Consider the following 14,659-nt stretch of genomic DNA (forward strand, 5'->3'; position numbering starts at 1 on the left):
TCGACTTCCACTGGTTCCCGCTGGACAACCCGGGCATCGTCTCGATCCCCGTGGCGTTCTTCCTCGGCTGGCTCGGCACCGTGCTGTCCAAGGAGCACAACCAGAAGAAGTACGCCGAGATGGAGGTTCGCTCGCTCACCGGCGCCGGTGCCGAAAAGGCCGTCCGGCACTGAGTGCCTCTTCACGCGCGCGCAACGGGACGGGATGCGAGGATGGCAGCGTGGTGAGCCCTGCTGACATCCCGACCGTCGCCGTCCGTGACCTGCCGAAGGACGGCGTCGCGCTGCTCGACGTCCGCGAGGACGACGAGTGGGCCGCCGGACACGCCCCGGGCGCCAAGCACATCCCGATGGGTGATCTGCCCGCGCGGGTCGGCGAACTCGACGAGCTGCCCGACGACCAGCCGGTCTACGTGATCTGCCGCAGCGGCGGCCGGTCCGCCCGCGCCGCCGCGTGGCTCAACGCGAGCGGCTGGGACGCGGTGAACGTCGCCGGCGGGATGGGGTCCTGGAAGCAGGAGGGGCGCCCGATGGTCGGCGAGCATCCCGGCGTCGAACCCGAAGTGCTGTAACCGTGCAGCCAGGCCACTACCCGCCGAGAACACCGGTGCCGCCACTGCCGCCGGTGCGTCCGGCGCCGATGCGGCAGCCAGCGCACCATCGCGTCCGCTGGGTCGCTTCGCCGCCCCCTGGCGCCTGGCCGCAGCGGCGCAAACCCGTGGCCGAGCGCTACTCCGGCCCGCCGTCGTACCCGGTCCCGCCGCGGTGGGGCTTCCCGAACCTGGTCTGGCGCCGCCCGACCGCCGTTCCCGGGACGGCGTCCGGTGAAGTCACCGCGGGGGAGCGGCTGCGAGTGATCACGCGCAGCGTCCTGCCCGTGCTGTGGACCTTCGCCGCCCTCGCCGTCGCCGCCTCGGCGTCGGAGATCTGGCGCTACGTCCTGCTCGTGCAGAGCCGCGACTCCGCGCTGTCGACGTCCGTCGTCTCGGTCTCCGACAGCTTCGTGATCACCACCGGCCTGCTCACGACGATCCTTTCGCTGCTGCCGTCGGGGCTCACCGTGTGGTGGCTGCTCGTGGCGAGGCACGCCGCCGCGGACGCCTCCGGCGAGGTGCCGCCGAGGCCGCAATGGCAGGTGCTGGTGTTCGCGCTGGTGCCGGTAGTGAACCTGATCATGGTGCTGCCGATCGTCGCCGAACTCGAACACGCCGTCCTGCGCCGGACACGGGAAACGCGGCCGAAGCCGTCGCGGCTCGTGCTGATCTGGTGGGGCGTCTGGATGCTCAACTGGCTGCTGCTCGGGCTCGTCATCGTCTGGCGGTTCCGTGACGGCGTCCAGGCGCTGGCCGACGGCGTCGTGCTGGTCGCGCTGACCGATCTGGCCGCGGCGGGGCTGGCGGTGGTGACGGCGCTGCTCGTGAAGCGCATGTCCGGCCTGCTCGCGCCTGTGGCGGAGAAGCGGCTTCGGCTGCTTCGCGTGCTGAAGGTGGATGGGGCCCCGGACCCGGACCGGCGCGAACGTCCGGCCTCGGCACTGCGCTGACGCACGAGGGCTTGGACGGTTTTTCTTGCCCGCCCGAGGTACATGAAGGACCCCTTCCTTGCGCCAGGCGCAAGGAAGGGGTCCTTCATGTACCTCGGGAAGGGGCTGTCACCGCCGTCCACGAGGTGAGCCAGGTCACCGTTGACCTCCAGTTCACTGGAGGTTCCACACTGACGATCATGAGCGACGACGGCGTCACCTTCATCAATGTCTTCGAGATCCCCGCCGACCGGGTGGACGAGTTCGTCGAAACGTGGCGAGAGCGCGCGAAGCTGATGCGGGACGCGCCCGGCTTCCGTGACGCCAAGCTCCACCGGGCGCTGCTGCCGGATTCGCGTTTCCAGCTGGTCAACGTCACGCACTACGACAGCAAGGAAGCCTGGGAAGCGGCAGGCAAGAACCAGGTGTTCAAGGCGTCGACCGAACGCGCCGCGGAGGTCGCGACCCCCAACGCCGCCCTCTACGAGGTCGTCGTCGAGTACCCCTAGCCCGTGGTGACCGGCAGCGAGCGCAACCCCCGGATCACGAACTCGGGCCGCCGTTCCGGGGTCTCGGTGAGTTTCAAGCCCGGCAGTTTCGAGGCGAGGGCGGCCAGCGCGGCCGCGATCTCCACTCGCGCGAGCGGGGCGCCGACGCAGTAGTGGATGCCCATGCCGAAGCCGAGGTGCGCGTTCGGGGTGCGGCCGATGTCGAGGGTGTCAGGCCGGTCGAACACCTTCGGGTCGCGTGCGGCGGCGCCGAGGAGCGCGCCGATCTTCTCGCCCTCGGCGACCCGGAAGCCGGCGATCTCGACGTCGGCGGTCGCCGTGCGCTCGAAGAGCTGGAGCGGCGCGTCGAAGCGGATCAGCTCCTCGACGCACGGGTCCAGCAGATCCGGCGAGGCCACCAGCCGCTCCCACTGGTCGCGGTGGGTCAGCAGCGCGTTGACACCGTTCCCGATGACGTTCACCGTCGCCTCGTGCCCGGCCATCAGCAGCAGGACCGCGGTCGCGACCAGTTCGTCTTCGGTGAGTTCGCCGCGCAGGAGATCGCTGACGATGTCGTCGCCAGGGGAGGCCGCGCGCTGCTTCGCGACGTCACGCAGGTAGTCGACGAACTCCGCGGCAGCCGCTTCGGCGGCGTCGCGCTTCTCCTCGGCGAGGCCGTACTCGTACATCTTCACGATGTGGTTCGACCACGTGACCATGCGCGGCCCGTCCTCGACCGGGACGCCCAGGAGCTCCGCGATGACCGCGACCGGCAGCGGCTGCGCGAGATGTGCCAGCAGGTCGGCCGAGCCGGTCTCGGCGATTTCGGCGGCGAGACCGGCGACCATGCCGTCGGCGAGTTCGGTGACCATCGGTCGCAGGCGCTGGACGTGCCCGCGTCCGAACGCGCCCGCGATCACCCGGCGCAGCCGCGTGTGGGCGGGCGGCTCGTTCTCCAACAGCGAGTTGCGGTGCAGCAGGTTGAACGACGCGAACCGCTCCACCGGCAGCGCGTCCTGCCAGATCCGGCCGAGCGCGCGATGCCGCAGGACGGCGGCCGACGCCGCGTGCGACACCGCCACGGCGATGCCGAGACCTTCGTGCCGGTGGACTTCGCCGTGCTCGCGGAGGTCGGCGAAATACGGGTACGGATTCGCGAGGAAGGCCGGGTCGGCGACGTCGAACACTCGCCGACTGTAACCCGCGCCGGGGAGTCCGCCCCGGCGCGGCCGGGAGTTACAGATGCAGCCAAAGCCCCAGGTGCAGGTGCAGGCCGTGGTGGTGATGGCCGTGGTGGTGGCCAACGCACAGCAGCAGGCAATGCCGGGCGTGGTCGGCTCTGTCCGGCTGCGGCGCGGCCGAAGCCGTGCCCACCGCGGGCCCGGCCAGCATCAGGCCGAGTGCCACGGGCAACGCGGCCAAGGCGGCCCGGCGCTTCGAGGTGCTCATCTGTGATCCCTTCTCCGCACTACGGCGCCGGAATGGCGCCGTGATCGAGTATTCGGTGCGGTGAGGGGAAAACGGCAGGCTGATCACCCGCGGTTAGATCGTCCGGATGATGACAACCGTTTTCAGTCACGTCCGCGTGATACCCGAACGGCCGCTGAAGCCAGCCGATCCGGTCGATCCGGCGGGCTGCCGGGTGTCGTCCGCGCCGTCTTCGTCACCAACCCCGGGGGCCTTACCGGGCGGGTGCCTTCCCGCGATAGCGTTCCGAACCGAGCTTTGAGGAGGCTGACGTGGGCAAGGGTTCGCGCAAGAAGGGTCCCAAGACGACCTCGGATCGCAAGCCGAAGGTGCGCGACGTCTTCGTCGGCCAGCCCTTCGAGGGGCTCGCGGCGGAAACCGAGCTGATCGCGCTGCGCGAGTTCGTCCCGTCGGCGACGGCGACGCTCACGCTGGCGGGTTCCGGCGAGAAGGTCACCCTCGGCACGGTGCTGCCGATGGCGGCGGCCGCGTTCGTCCGGTCCGACGGCGAGCGCTACATCGGCATGCAGGTGCAGACCCGGTCCTCGGACATCAGCCGCGACCTCGGCCGCGCGCTGCGGTGGGTGCTGGACGCCAAGGAGGGTGACGTGCTGTCCGTGCCGGACACCACGACGCCGCCCACCGCCGACGAGAAGGCCCGGCTCCAGGACCTGCTCGACGTGAACGCCGAACTCGACGTCACGCTCTACAACGACTTCGCCTGGTGGCTCCCCGAGGACGCCGACGCGAGCGGCGACGTCGCGCTGTCGCTCGAGCGCGCGAACGCGGCGATCATGCCGACCGAACGCCTCGGCGCGGGCGCGTACTGGGTGCTCGCCGGCGAGAAGGCGCACCTGCGCTGGGTCCGCCCCGAACCGGAGAACCTGCTGCTGCAAGCGCTTGCGCGGCTGTCCGCGGCCGGTGAACTTGGCCTCGGCGAAGGCTCGCGTTACGCCGGTTCGTTCCGTGCGCACGGGCTGCTCGTCCCGGTGTGGGATCTCGACACCGAGGCACACGCCCGCGAGTGGGCCGACGCGAAGGACCAGCTCGGCGTCCGGCTCGAGGCCGCGCTGAAGTCCCTCGACACCGAGCCGCTCAACGCCGCCGAGCGCCGCTCGCGCGACGGCCTGATCGGCCGCCAGCTCACCATCCGCTGACCCCGCCCCGTCGCAATTCGGCACCTGCTTGCGGTGGTTGCGCGCGCAACCACCGCAACCAGGTGCCGAATTGCGCGAGGATGGGTGCGTGATCCTCCATATCTGCACAAAGGGTGACTGGGCGGCGGTGCCCGATGGCGGCGTCTACACCGCCGCGTCGCTCGATTCCGACGGCTTCATCCACTGCTCGGATCCGGGAACGGCGCATATCCCCGCCAACGCCGTGTTCTCCGGCCGCACCGATCTGGTGCTGCTGGAGATCGACCCGGCGCTCGTCGGCGCGCCCGTCGTCTGGGAGGACGGCGACCCGCCGCATCCGGCCGGTATCCACTTTCCGCACGTCTACGGCTCGATCCCGCGTAACGCTGTGGTGGCCGTACACGAATTCCCTGTTCAGAAGGATGGTTCGTTCAGAATTCCCGAGTCCCTGTCGAGACGTTGAAGCAGGCAACTCCTCAGGAGAACGGGCGTCTCTCGAATTGGTTCGCGGCGGAAGACAACCTGTGGGGGCGGTCATGCGTTTCGGGAGAGGTGAGCCAGGCGAACCTGGCCGGGTGACCCCGGGAGGAGGCGATACGGTGACCGTAGCCGCGACGGTCATGCCGGCGACGGACGTCCAGTGGGCCGGCGAGGGCCGGGAGAGTGCTGTGCCGGGTGAGCTCACCGACTTCGGCGACTTCGTGCGGGCCGGCCTGCCGGGTCTGCTGAGGTACGGGCACGCCCTCACCGGGAATCCGCACGACGCCGCCGATCTGGTCCAGACCGTGCTGGAGAAGATCGGTTCCCGCTGGTCGTACGTCCAGCACAAGACCGGCGACCCGATGGCCTACATCCGCCGTTCGATGGCCAACGCGCACATCAGCCGCTGGCGCCGGACCAAACGCGAGAGCCTGGTCGCCGACCTGCCGGAGACCCAGCCGTACAGTCCGGCCGACCCGTTCGAGCACGAGCCGCTGTGGCAGGCGTTACGGGCGCTGCCGCCGCGGCAACGCGCGGTGATGGTCCTGCGTTACTACGAGGGGCTGTCCGAGGCGGAGATCGCGGATTCGCTCGGGGTCAGCCAGGGCACCGTCAAAAGCCAGGCGAGCAAGGCGATCGCTTCGCTGCGCACGAAGCTCGCCTTGAGCGAGCCCAAGGACGAAGGGAGGGAAGCGGGATGAACATGTCCGAAGAGGACGTGCAGCAGAAGCTGCGTGACCTGTTCTCGGATGACCGGTTGGGCGTGGGCTCCACGCTGAATCCCGAGACGATCGTCGCGGGCGCCCGTCGTCGCCGTCGGCGCCGCCAGCTGATGCAGACGACGAGCGGCATGGCCGCCGCGGTGGTCATGCTGGGCGGCGGGCTCGCGATCTTCACGATCCACGACAAGGACAACGGCGCGGCCTTCCCCGGCGGTGACCAGCTCACCATGGGGGCGGCGGCCTCGTCGAGTTCGGCGCAGCCCGGGCCGGGGAGCCCACAGCAGCCGGTGTCCTCGCCCGCGGCACCGACGAGCCAGGTGTCCGCGCCTGTACCGTCGACGGCCCCCGATGGGCCTGTCAAGCCGCCGAAGAGCACTGCCGCCACGAAGCCGCCGACGCAGGGCAAGGTGACTTCCGGTGCGCTCCTGACCGCCGTCGGCTTCGGCAAGCTCCGGCTCGGGATGAGCGAGTCCGAGGCGGAGGCCACCGCCGGTCCGCTGCGGGCGAGAGAGGTCCGGGGCGCCTGCACCTACGGCTACGCGGAGGGTGCGGCCGTTCCTGGGCCGACGTCGGTGTCGCTGACCGAGGGCGACGGGATCACCGTCATCAACCCGGCGGGCACGGTGCACACCCCGGAGGGGATCGGTGTCGGTTCGACCGAGGCGGACATCCTCGCCGCGTATCCCGGCACCACCAAGGACGGCAGCGCCTACGTGGCACCGGCCAGCGCGGTCAGCGCGTACCGGATCTTCGTGTCCAACGACGGGGCGGCCGTCAGTATCCTGCTGACCAGCATCAACCAGGAGTGCCAGTTCAGCTGAGGCATCCGCGAAACGGGAAAACCCGGGCTGCTCCAAGGGGGAGAGCCCGGGTTTTCCCTGTGGTGGGAGAGCGTCAGTGCGTCAGAGCGCGCCGCCGGCGACCGGGGGCATCCCCGAGTCGGCGCCGCCGTCGCCGACGGACTCGCGGTGCAGGTGGTTCTCCACCTCGAACAGATTGCCGTTCGCGCGTTTGACGATGTTGAGCAGCGTGGACATCTGGGAGATCTCTTCGACCTGCTCCTTGAGGAACCACTGCGTGAACTGCTCGCCGATGTAGTCCTCTTCGGCGCGGGCGGCCTTGGCCAGCTGCTGGATGTCGGTCGCGACGTCCTTCTCCTGCTGCAGCGCGAGCTCGATGAGCTCGGTGACGTCGGAGAAGGTGTTGCGCACGTCGCCGGTGCCGGGGATCTCCACGTGGTGGTCGGTGTCCAGCATGTACTGGACCAGCGCCATCGCGTGGTTCCGCTCCTCGACGGACTGCTTGTAGAAGTGCTTCGCGAGCTGCGGCAGGTCCTCGGCGTCGAACCAGACCGCCAGCGCGATGTACTGCTGGGAGGCGTTGAACTCGTTGTGGATCTGCGCCTGCAGCAGTTCATAGAACTTCGAGCGCGGTTGCTTCTTGATGAGGGCCATGCGTACAAAGATACGTCATCGCCTATTCGATTTCCACTTATGTCTGGTGATGTACCCCCTATTAGGTTACCATTACCGACAATAGGTCCACCTCAATTAAGTAAGCCTTCCCTAATTAATTCAAATCAATTAGGGAAGGCTTACTTTATTTCTGTTTCAGATGCTTTCGCGCCGGATCGGGCACGACATGCAGCGTGGCCCGCCGCGGCCGGAGCCCAGCTCTGAGCCGGTGATCGCGAGTACCTCGATCCCGGCTTCCGCCAGGCGTGCGTTGGTTTCCACATTGCGTTCGTACCCGACGACGACACCGGGGGCGAGGGCGAGGGTGTTGTTCCCGTCGTCCCATTGCTCGCGTTCCGCGGTGACCGGATCGAGCCCGGTGTCGATGACGCGAAGCCGTTCGATTTCCATTGCTTCGGCCGCCGCCGTGAGGAATGGGGCCGGTCCTTCGACCTTCACGGAACCGTCGTCGGTCGGCCGCATGGTGAACGCGGTCAGCGAATCACGGGAAAGCGGATACATGACGACGGCGTCGGCCGCGACCATCGTGCAGACGGTGTCCAGATGCATCGTCGCGCGGGTCTGCTGGATCGGGACGGCGAGCACGGTGTGCGCGATCCCGTCGGCGAACACCGACCGCGCCAGCGACTCCGCGCCCGCCGCCGTCGTCCGCTCGCCGACACCGATGGCCAGGACGCCGGGCGAGAGCAGCATGACGTCGCCGCCTTCGATCGGCGCCGAATGCGCGCCGTACGCGCGGGACGCGTGACGGAACCACGGGTGGTAGGCGTAGATCAGGTCCAGCACCGCGGTCTCGCGGACACGGGCGGGCATGGTGAGCGAGGAGACCGCGACCCGGTCGCCGATCCACGCCGACGAGTCACGGGTGAACAGCAGGTTCGGCAGCGGATCGACGGCGAAGTCGTTCGGATGGTTCATCAGCCGGACCAGTGAGGCGCCCTCGGCGGCGGGCAGCTCCTCGAAGGTCATCCCCGCCATCAGGGCCTCGGCCAGCACCGCCGGGGAGACGCTCGACAGATGGGAGCGGAGCGAATCGGCCAGATCGGGCCCGAGCCGCCGCTCGTCGACCGCCGCGTGCACCCCGGCCGCGTGGGCGCGGGTGTCGGCGAGCGCCGTGCGCAGCGCGTCGGCCAGCAGCAGCACCTCGACACCGCGGCCGCGCAGCACCTCGGCGAACGCGTCGTGCTCTTCCTGCGCGCGGTCCACCCAAGGGATGGAATCGAACAGGAGCTGGTCGTTGTTGCGAGGCGTGAGCCTTTTGAGCTCGTTGCCGGGCCTGTGCAGGAGCACCGCACGCAGGGGGCCGACTTCGCTGTCAACTCGGGGTGGAGTCGTCTCGTCAATCACTGGTTCACCCTAACTAGGGAAGCCAGGAAACTCGCCCTTTGAGCAGCGCGTATCCGACGAAGGAAACGAAATCCAGCGCGGTGTGCGCGGCGATCAGCGGCCACAGCCGGTTCGTCTTCTGCCACAGCCTGCCGAACACCAGGCCCATCACGACGTTGCCGACGAAACCGCCGAAACCCTGATACAGGTGATACGACCCGCGAAGCACCGAAGACGCGACCAGCGAGGTGTTCTCACGCCATCCGAGCTGGCGCAGCCTGGTCAGCAAGTACGCGACGACGAGGACCTCTTCGGCGAACGCGTTGCCGAAGGCCGACAACGTGAGCGTGATCGGACGCCACCACGTTTCGCCCAAAGTGGACGGTTGCACCGACAGGCTGAACCCGAGGCTGTAGGAGAGGAAGTACAGCCCCAGCCCCGGAATCCCGATCACCGCGGCGAGCAGCAGCCCGTGCACGACGTCGCGGCCGGGGCGTTTCTTGTCGAGCCCGATCTCCGCGAGCTTCATCCCGCCACGCCACAACAGGTACAGCCCGAGCGCGCCCCAGCCGACCAGCTGGCCGGCGCTCAGGAGCTGCTTGAGGAGGTCGACCAGGCTCAGTGTCGCCTGGGGGACGTTCAGCTGGGCCTGTTGCTGCGCCAGCGGCACCGGCTGCAGCAGCGAGTCCACAAGGGACAGCAGACTGCGCAGCCCGGACAGGCCGAGGGTGATGCCGAAGACGACGACCAGTTCGATGACGATCGCGCGGCGGCGCGCCGGATCTTCCACGAATTCCGGCAGCGCCGGGCGTTCGGGACGCAGCCAGCTCATCGGCCGCACGTTACCGTGTTGATCGCCGCGCGCTGACGGAAACATCGCGCTGCCGCGCTGTCGGAGACACGTTCGCGAGCTACCGTCGGGGCATGCCAAGGAGCATCGCGACCAACGAAACCGTCGACCGCGCCGCGCTCGTCGACTTCCTGTCCACCCGCCACCGCGCCATCCTGATGACCACGAAGGCCGACGGCGGCCCCCAGCTTTCCCCGGTGACCTGCGGTGTCGACGCCGAAGGCCGTCTGGTCATCTCCACTTACCCGAAGCGCGCGAAGGTCGTGAACGTGCGACGCGAGCCGAAGGTGTCCGCCTGCGTCCTTTCCGACGAGTGGAACGACCAGTGGGTCCAGCTGAACGGCACCGCCGAGGTGCTCGACCTCCCCGACTCGGTCGAGCCGCTGGTCGACTACTTCCGCGCGATCTCGGGCGAACACCCTGACTGGGACGAATACCGCGAAGCGATGGTGAAGCAGGGTAAGAGCATCATCCGCGTCACCATCGACTCGTGGGGTCCGATCGCCAAGGGCGGCTTCCCGCCGGAACTGGCCTAGGTCTCCGGAAAGAACGGGCAGCCGACGAGACGGCGGATCTCGCCGCTCAACTGCTGCGGCCCTTCGACCGGACGCGAGAACGCGAGCCGGACGTCGTGGTCGCCGGAGTCGGCCTCGACGCGCAGCCGCAGCCCGTAGCGGTCCAGCCCGAGCGGCCGGATCCAGCCGCCGCGCAGTTCGGCGGGCACGTGCTTGGCGAGCTGCTGGACGACGTCGGCGTGATCGGTCTCGAGATGCCGCAGCCACGCGGCCTCGTAGTCGTGGAACGGGTCCGGTGGCGCGGCGCTGAACATATGCGGCCGGAGCGAATGCGTGCCCTCGGCGTCGGCGAGCACCAGCGACGCCGGGGTCAGGCGCAGCAGCGTCAGACCGTGCCCGACGTCCAGCAGCCGCTCGTCCGGCCGGGTTTCGGCGATGGAGACGGCGCGGGCGCGGGCCGAGACGTCGGAGAGCGGGCGGAGCCAGCCCGTGATCCACAACAGCCCGCGGATGGGTTCCCGCAGGTCGACCGGTGCCTGATCGGTCAGTTCGACCATCACCGCGAGCTCGCCGCGCTGGGCTTCGTGCGCGCGTTCGACCAGAGGGTGCTCGTCCGGCAGCAGGATGCTGACGCTGCCGCTCGTGTGCACGTGGTGCAGCTCGGGGATCACGCGGCCGTGCGGTCCTGGCCGGTCACGCTGTTCGGCGGTCGGCATCAGCGTCGCCGGGCCGTTTCGGGTGGCGATCGTCTTCGCGCGTTCCGCGGGGTTCGGCGCCGGCGGGCGGCGAATGGACGTCGGTGTGGTCACGGCTCACCTCCTAGTTAGGTGAGCCTAACCTGATCTGGCCGCCGAGTGGAAGTAGTCTGGATCACGTCTCACCGCGTCCGTATACGTTGACCAGGTGGAAGACCACAGAATCCGGGTGCTCGAACCACCCGAAGGGATTCCGGCGTCGAACATGCCGGTGCTGCGGCCCCTTCTCGACCGTCTCATCACGACCCTCGGCACGACGTCGGTCGCGGCCGGGGTGTTCGTGGTGCTGGGCGTCCTCCAGGCGGTGTCGGGGCGGTACGGAATCGCCGCGCCCACCTTCCTGCTCTGCTTCATGACACCGGTTTCGCTCTACTTCGGCTACGTCGTCTTCGCCGGATCCTTGCCGATGCGGAAGCTCAGCGCTAAGCCGTTCCGCCTGGTGAGCGGGCTGGACGGCGCCGTCGTCGCCGGTTCTCGCGTGAGCGTCCCGCTCGACGGCCGGTGGCTGATCGTCCGGCTGCCCGCCCCGCTCCGCGCGCAATTCGCGGCGCAGCGGCGGCTGTGGGTGCTCGGCCCGTTCGTCCTGCTGCCGGGTGTCATCGGCCCCCGGCGCGGCGCGTTCCGGGACGCCCCGGTGAAGGATTCGGCGCCGCTGGTGGCCGAGCCGGTCACGCCGGGACGGATGCTCACCCTGCAACGACGGCTGCTGGCTTCGTACTACCTGCTCGGCGTCGGGATCACGGTGGTGGCGGGCGCTTTCGCGCTCTGGGTCTCGTTCGACTTCCCGGATCGCGGCAGCCTCATCGTGCCGAACATGCGGGTTCTCGCCGTCCTCTGTGGTCTCGCGACGATCGGACTCGGCATCACGGCACTCGTGGTCGCGCGGCCGTCACCGGAACCGCGATGGACCGAACTCGCCGTCGTTTCCGGACCGGCGTCGGTCAACCTCTTCGGCATGGTGACGCTGAAGGGCCGGACGGTCCTGCCCGGCGGTCGCGAGGTCACCGTCCAGGCCGCCGGCTCGGATCCGTCCCTGGCCGCGAACATCGCCGCGACCGGACGGCTGTGGGTGCTCGGCGAGCCGGTGACCGGGAAGATGGCGAAGGCCGGAGTGCCCGGTCACGCGGTTTTCGGGCAGGTCAAGTTCGGGCGGTCGTGAGTGGCGATTCGGGTTCTAACCCGAATCGCCACTCACGACCACCTGTACCGAACGGTCAACTGAGCGAGCGTCGCGTCGCCTCTTCTGTCTCCACGACGCCCCGCCGGATCCCTTCCAGCTGCTCGCTCAGCTCGCCGATCGTGGTGGTGTCGAGCAGCGAATCGCCGGTGGCGGCCGAAAGTTCGGCCGCCCTGGCGACAAGGCCGTCGAGTCCGAGCGCACCGGATCGCAGTTGTGCCAGCAGTTTCCGCTGCGCGCTCGAGAGCCGCGCGTGCACGTCTTCCTGTGCCTGCACGGCCTCGAGCGACTGGGTCAGGTCGCCGCGGATGTCGTCATCGGCGGTCTTCAATTCCTTGCGCAGCCGGGCTTTCTCGGCCGATACCGCGCCGAGATCCACGCGTGCCAACGCCTTCCCGGTGGCGGACGTGCGGCCGGCCAGCCGCCGGAGGGTGTCGACGGTTTCCCGCACCACCGGTTCCATGTCGGCCACCCGGTCGGCGAGCGGGCCGGTGTCGAGCGAGCCGGAGATCGACCGGAATCCTTCGGCCGCGGCTTCCGCGCGCCGCAGCCAGCCCGCCTCCGGTGAGCCCGGCTCGACGTCGGGGAGAGCCCGCTCTTCGGGTTCGGGCTCCGGTTTCGGCCGTGTGGCGGCGGCGACCCCGGCGCGGGCGGCGAGCACGGTCACGCCGACGCCGAGCGCGGCGAGCACCGGCAGTTGCACCGCCCAGGCCGCACCGGCCGACGTCGCCGCGAGGAGCAGTCCCCACGGCTCACCCAACTCACGGACGAAGCGCATAGCCGAGGGTCTCAGAAATTCGAGATGACGGCGGTGAAGACCTGGTCGATCGAGTCCGGCTTGGACGAGTCGTACCCGACGCCCTGGGTGGTCTCGGCGATCTCCTTGAGCACGTCCAAGTCCGCGTCGGAGCCGTAGGCGATGGTGAACATCCGCACCGCTTCGCCGCCGCCCTCGGTTCGCAGCTGCCCGACGAGGTTCGGCAGATCGATCCCGCCCGGATCCTCGTTCCGGCCGTCGGTGAGCACGACGACGGCGTTGATCGCGTTCGGATCCAGCCGCTGCTTCATGAATTCGTAGGCCGCGAGCGACGAATCGTAGAGCCCGGTCCCGTTCTGCGGGGTCAGCCCGTTCAGCCGCGACGCGAGCTCCTGCCTGCCCGGCTCACCGCCGATCGGCGACACCGGCCGGAGTTCGACGTAGTCCTTGTCGCCACTCAGTTTCGTCGAGAACATCCACAGCCCGACCTTGTCCGCGTCGCTGAACTGCGGCAACGACGCCACGGCCGCCTGTTTCGCGAGATCCATCTTGTTCTTCCCCGTGCCGCCGACGCCGTCGCCCATCGAGCCGGAGACGTCGACGACCAGCAGCACGTTCGCCTTCTTCCGCAGGTCCTTCCACGATTTCAGCACCTCGGTCAGCACCGGCGGGCTCGGCGGGCGGATCAGGTTGAGCTTCGTGTCCGGCTGGGCGCCGTTCGCCGTGGTGGTCTGCGAGCCGGGCTTCCCGTCGAACGTGCGGAAGCCGATGTCGCTGAACTTCCGCTGCGCCTCGCCGCCGCGCAGATATGCGAGGAAGTCCGCCGCGACCTGCTTGTGGAGATCGTCGGCCCAGTTCAGCACGGTGAACGGGTGATCGGAGTTGAGCGTGCCGTCGCTCGGGTAGATCCCGACGAGCGGCACCTTCGGCGGTGCGTGCTGCCCGCGCTTTTCCGGATCGTTGGTGGGATTGCCCTGGTTGTAGCCGACGAGCGAGTTCTCCTCGACCGTCACCGCCGAGATGTACGACATCGCGGCGCCGCGGTCGTCGGCCTTCTGCAGGTTCGTCAGGAACGTCAGCGTGTTGTCGCCGTAGTGGACGATGGCCTGCTCGACGTTCTGCACGAACGTCCGCGCCTCCGGCTTCGCGAGCGCGTTCGCGGTGAGGTCCGAAGACGTGCCCGTCGCCGCGTAGTAGGCGCCGATGGTGGCGTTGAGGCCGGAGGTCGAAATGTTCGGATTCGTCTTCCCCAGCCGGAATTTCCCCCATTCCGGGTGGCCGTACTTCGCCCAGCCCTGCGGATCCGTGGCGAGCGCGGCGAGATCCTTCCAGCCGATGCCCTTGCCTGGCCAGCCGAGCGCTTCGGCCATCGGTTTCGGCATGGCGACGACCAGCGGCGCGTTCGCGACCGATTCCGGATCGCCCTCGGGCACCAGAGCGGGATGATCGGTGCCGGTGAGGTTCTGGCGGAGCAGGTTCACCCAGCCGGACGCCGCGGGTGTCCAGACGTCCGGCCGCGGGCCGTCCACCGCCTCGTTCCAGCCGCGGGACAACGCCTGCATCGCGGTTCCGGACGACTTCGACTGCACCAGTACGTCGACGCAGCGTCCGGCCACCGTGCGGCCGCTGTAACCCTTGGCGATCTCGGTGACGACGCCTGCCTTCTCCGGCGACGACGACACCTGCAGCTTGACCGCGTCACCCGTCGTGCACTTCGCTTCCGCGGCCTCCTCGCCGGAGTCGCTCGTGAGCGCGCGCAAGCCGATGATCAGGCCGATGGCGACCACCGCCGCGGCCGCGAACGCCAGGACCTTCCGGCCGCCTCGGGAGTGCCCGGGATTCACGACCATGGAGACCTCCAGCGGTGGGGACACCGATTATCCGGAGGTTTCGCCTTGCCCGGCTTGGCGTTGCCGAACCGTTGCGGCCGTGGCGGTACTTATCCCGCCACGTTTCGGCGCAATTCGTCACCTACTTGCGCGGGCACTTG

The 14,659-nt window shown here is 69.0% G+C and carries 17 protein-coding genes and 1 pseudogene; 10 read left to right on the forward strand and 8 right to left on the reverse strand.

What is annotated here, in order from left to right; genetic code table 11:
* The 4 genes and pseudogenes from DL991_RS02205 to DL991_RS02220 form a co-directional block, all read left to right on the forward strand.
* Positions 1–173, forward strand: a pseudogene (locus DL991_RS02205) (cation acetate symporter); the annotation flags it as partial.
* Between the two features lie 47 nt (positions 174–220).
* Positions 221–571 (forward strand): rhodanese-like domain-containing protein, encoded by a 351-nt coding sequence (locus DL991_RS02210; protein WP_125780430.1) that lies wholly within the window; start codon positions 221–223, stop codon positions 569–571.
* Positions 572–639: 68 nt separating this feature from the next.
* Positions 640–1,542, forward strand: a complete 903-nt coding sequence (locus tag DL991_RS02215) for a DUF4328 domain-containing protein (RefSeq protein ID WP_233598642.1) — start codon at positions 640–642, stop codon at positions 1,540–1,542.
* Positions 1,543–1,721: 179 nt separating this feature from the next.
* Positions 1,722–2,030: an antibiotic biosynthesis monooxygenase gene (locus tag DL991_RS02220; RefSeq protein WP_125780432.1), complete on the forward strand. Its 309-nt coding sequence runs from the start codon at positions 1,722–1,724 to the stop codon at positions 2,028–2,030.
* Here the strand turns inward: DL991_RS02220 and DL991_RS02225 are convergent.
* Both DL991_RS02225 and DL991_RS02230 read right to left on the reverse strand, forming a co-directional pair.
* Positions 2,027–3,196, reverse strand: coding sequence for a cytochrome P450 (locus DL991_RS02225; RefSeq protein ID WP_125780434.1), 1,170 nt, complete (start codon positions 3,194–3,196; stop codon positions 2,027–2,029). The two genes, DL991_RS02220 and DL991_RS02225, sit on opposite strands and share 4 nt — an antisense overlap.
* A 49-nt stretch (positions 3,197–3,245) precedes the next feature.
* Positions 3,246–3,458, reverse strand: a complete 213-nt coding sequence (locus DL991_RS02230; RefSeq protein ID WP_125780436.1) for a hypothetical protein — start codon at positions 3,456–3,458, stop codon at positions 3,246–3,248.
* A 290-nt stretch (positions 3,459–3,748) separates the two neighbouring features.
* On the opposite strand from DL991_RS02230, the gene DL991_RS02235 reads away from it, so the two are divergent.
* The 4 genes from DL991_RS02235 (at position 3,749) to DL991_RS02250 (ending at position 6,635) form a co-directional block, all read left to right on the forward strand.
* Positions 3,749–4,633, forward strand: a complete 885-nt coding sequence (locus DL991_RS02235) for a DUF5926 family protein (RefSeq protein ID WP_125780438.1) — start codon at positions 3,749–3,751, stop codon at positions 4,631–4,633.
* A gap of 88 nt (positions 4,634–4,721) precedes the next feature.
* Positions 4,722–5,075, forward strand: coding sequence for a DUF952 domain-containing protein (locus DL991_RS02240; RefSeq protein ID WP_125780440.1), 354 nt, complete (start codon positions 4,722–4,724; stop codon positions 5,073–5,075).
* Positions 5,076–5,280: 205 nt separating this feature from the next.
* Entirely contained in the window at positions 5,281–5,793 is a 513-nt protein-coding gene (locus DL991_RS02245) for a SigE family RNA polymerase sigma factor (RefSeq protein WP_125780762.1), read from the forward strand.
* On the forward strand, positions 5,790–6,635 hold the full coding sequence (locus DL991_RS02250; RefSeq protein ID WP_125780441.1) for a hypothetical protein: 846 nt from the start codon (positions 5,790–5,792) through the stop codon (positions 6,633–6,635). Before DL991_RS02245 ends, DL991_RS02250 begins: the two co-directional genes overlap by 4 nt.
* A gap of 81 nt (positions 6,636–6,716) precedes the next feature.
* Here the strand turns inward: DL991_RS02250 and DL991_RS02255 are convergent, their stop codons facing one another.
* The 3 genes from DL991_RS02255 to DL991_RS02265 all read right to left on the reverse strand — a co-directional run bounded on the left by DL991_RS02255 (position 6,717) and on the right by DL991_RS02265 (position 9,447).
* The gene (locus DL991_RS02255) at positions 6,717–7,268 is read right to left on the reverse strand and encodes a ferritin (RefSeq protein ID WP_125780443.1); all 552 of its coding nucleotides are present in this window, start codon (positions 7,266–7,268) and stop codon (positions 6,717–6,719) included.
* A gap of 156 nt (positions 7,269–7,424) precedes the next feature.
* Positions 7,425–8,636 (reverse strand): arginine deiminase, encoded by a 1,212-nt coding sequence (locus DL991_RS02260; protein ID WP_125780445.1) that lies wholly within the window; start codon positions 8,634–8,636, stop codon positions 7,425–7,427.
* 13 nt (positions 8,637–8,649) lie between these two features.
* Positions 8,650–9,447 carry a CPBP family intramembrane glutamic endopeptidase gene (locus DL991_RS02265; protein ID WP_125780447.1) on the reverse strand — a complete coding sequence of 266 codons (798 nt, stop codon included), beginning with the start codon at positions 9,445–9,447 and terminating at the stop codon, positions 8,650–8,652.
* Positions 9,448–9,539: 92 nt separating this feature from the next.
* Between DL991_RS02265 and DL991_RS02270 the strand changes: the two genes are divergently transcribed.
* Positions 9,540–10,001, forward strand: coding sequence for a PPOX class F420-dependent oxidoreductase (locus tag DL991_RS02270; protein WP_125780449.1), 462 nt, complete (start codon positions 9,540–9,542; stop codon positions 9,999–10,001).
* Here the strand turns inward: DL991_RS02270 and DL991_RS02275 are convergent.
* Positions 9,998–10,789, reverse strand: a complete 792-nt coding sequence (locus DL991_RS02275) for a DUF2470 domain-containing protein (RefSeq protein WP_125780451.1) — start codon at positions 10,787–10,789, stop codon at positions 9,998–10,000. The two genes, DL991_RS02270 and DL991_RS02275, sit on opposite strands and share 4 nt — an antisense overlap.
* 94 nt (positions 10,790–10,883) lie before the next feature.
* Between DL991_RS02275 and DL991_RS02280 the strand changes: the two genes are divergently transcribed.
* Positions 10,884–11,894, forward strand: coding sequence for a hypothetical protein (locus DL991_RS02280; protein ID WP_125780453.1), 1,011 nt, complete (start codon positions 10,884–10,886; stop codon positions 11,892–11,894).
* A gap of 55 nt (positions 11,895–11,949) precedes the next feature.
* Here the strand turns inward: DL991_RS02280 and DL991_RS02285 are convergent, their stop codons facing one another.
* Both DL991_RS02285 and DL991_RS02290 read right to left on the reverse strand, forming a co-directional pair.
* Positions 11,950–12,690 carry a hypothetical protein gene (locus DL991_RS02285; RefSeq protein WP_125780455.1) on the reverse strand — a complete coding sequence of 247 codons (741 nt, stop codon included), beginning with the start codon at positions 12,688–12,690 and terminating at the stop codon, positions 11,950–11,952.
* 11 nt (positions 12,691–12,701) lie between these two features.
* A complete protein-coding gene (locus DL991_RS02290) occupies positions 12,702–14,519 on the reverse strand; it encodes a substrate-binding and VWA domain-containing protein (protein ID WP_125780457.1) in 1,818 nt (605 codons plus the stop codon).
* Positions 14,520–14,659 lie beyond the last annotated feature (140 nt).

This window comes from Amycolatopsis sp. WAC 01375, assembly GCF_003947325.1.
In the GTDB taxonomy this organism is placed as follows: domain Bacteria; phylum Actinomycetota; class Actinomycetes; order Mycobacteriales; family Pseudonocardiaceae; genus Amycolatopsis.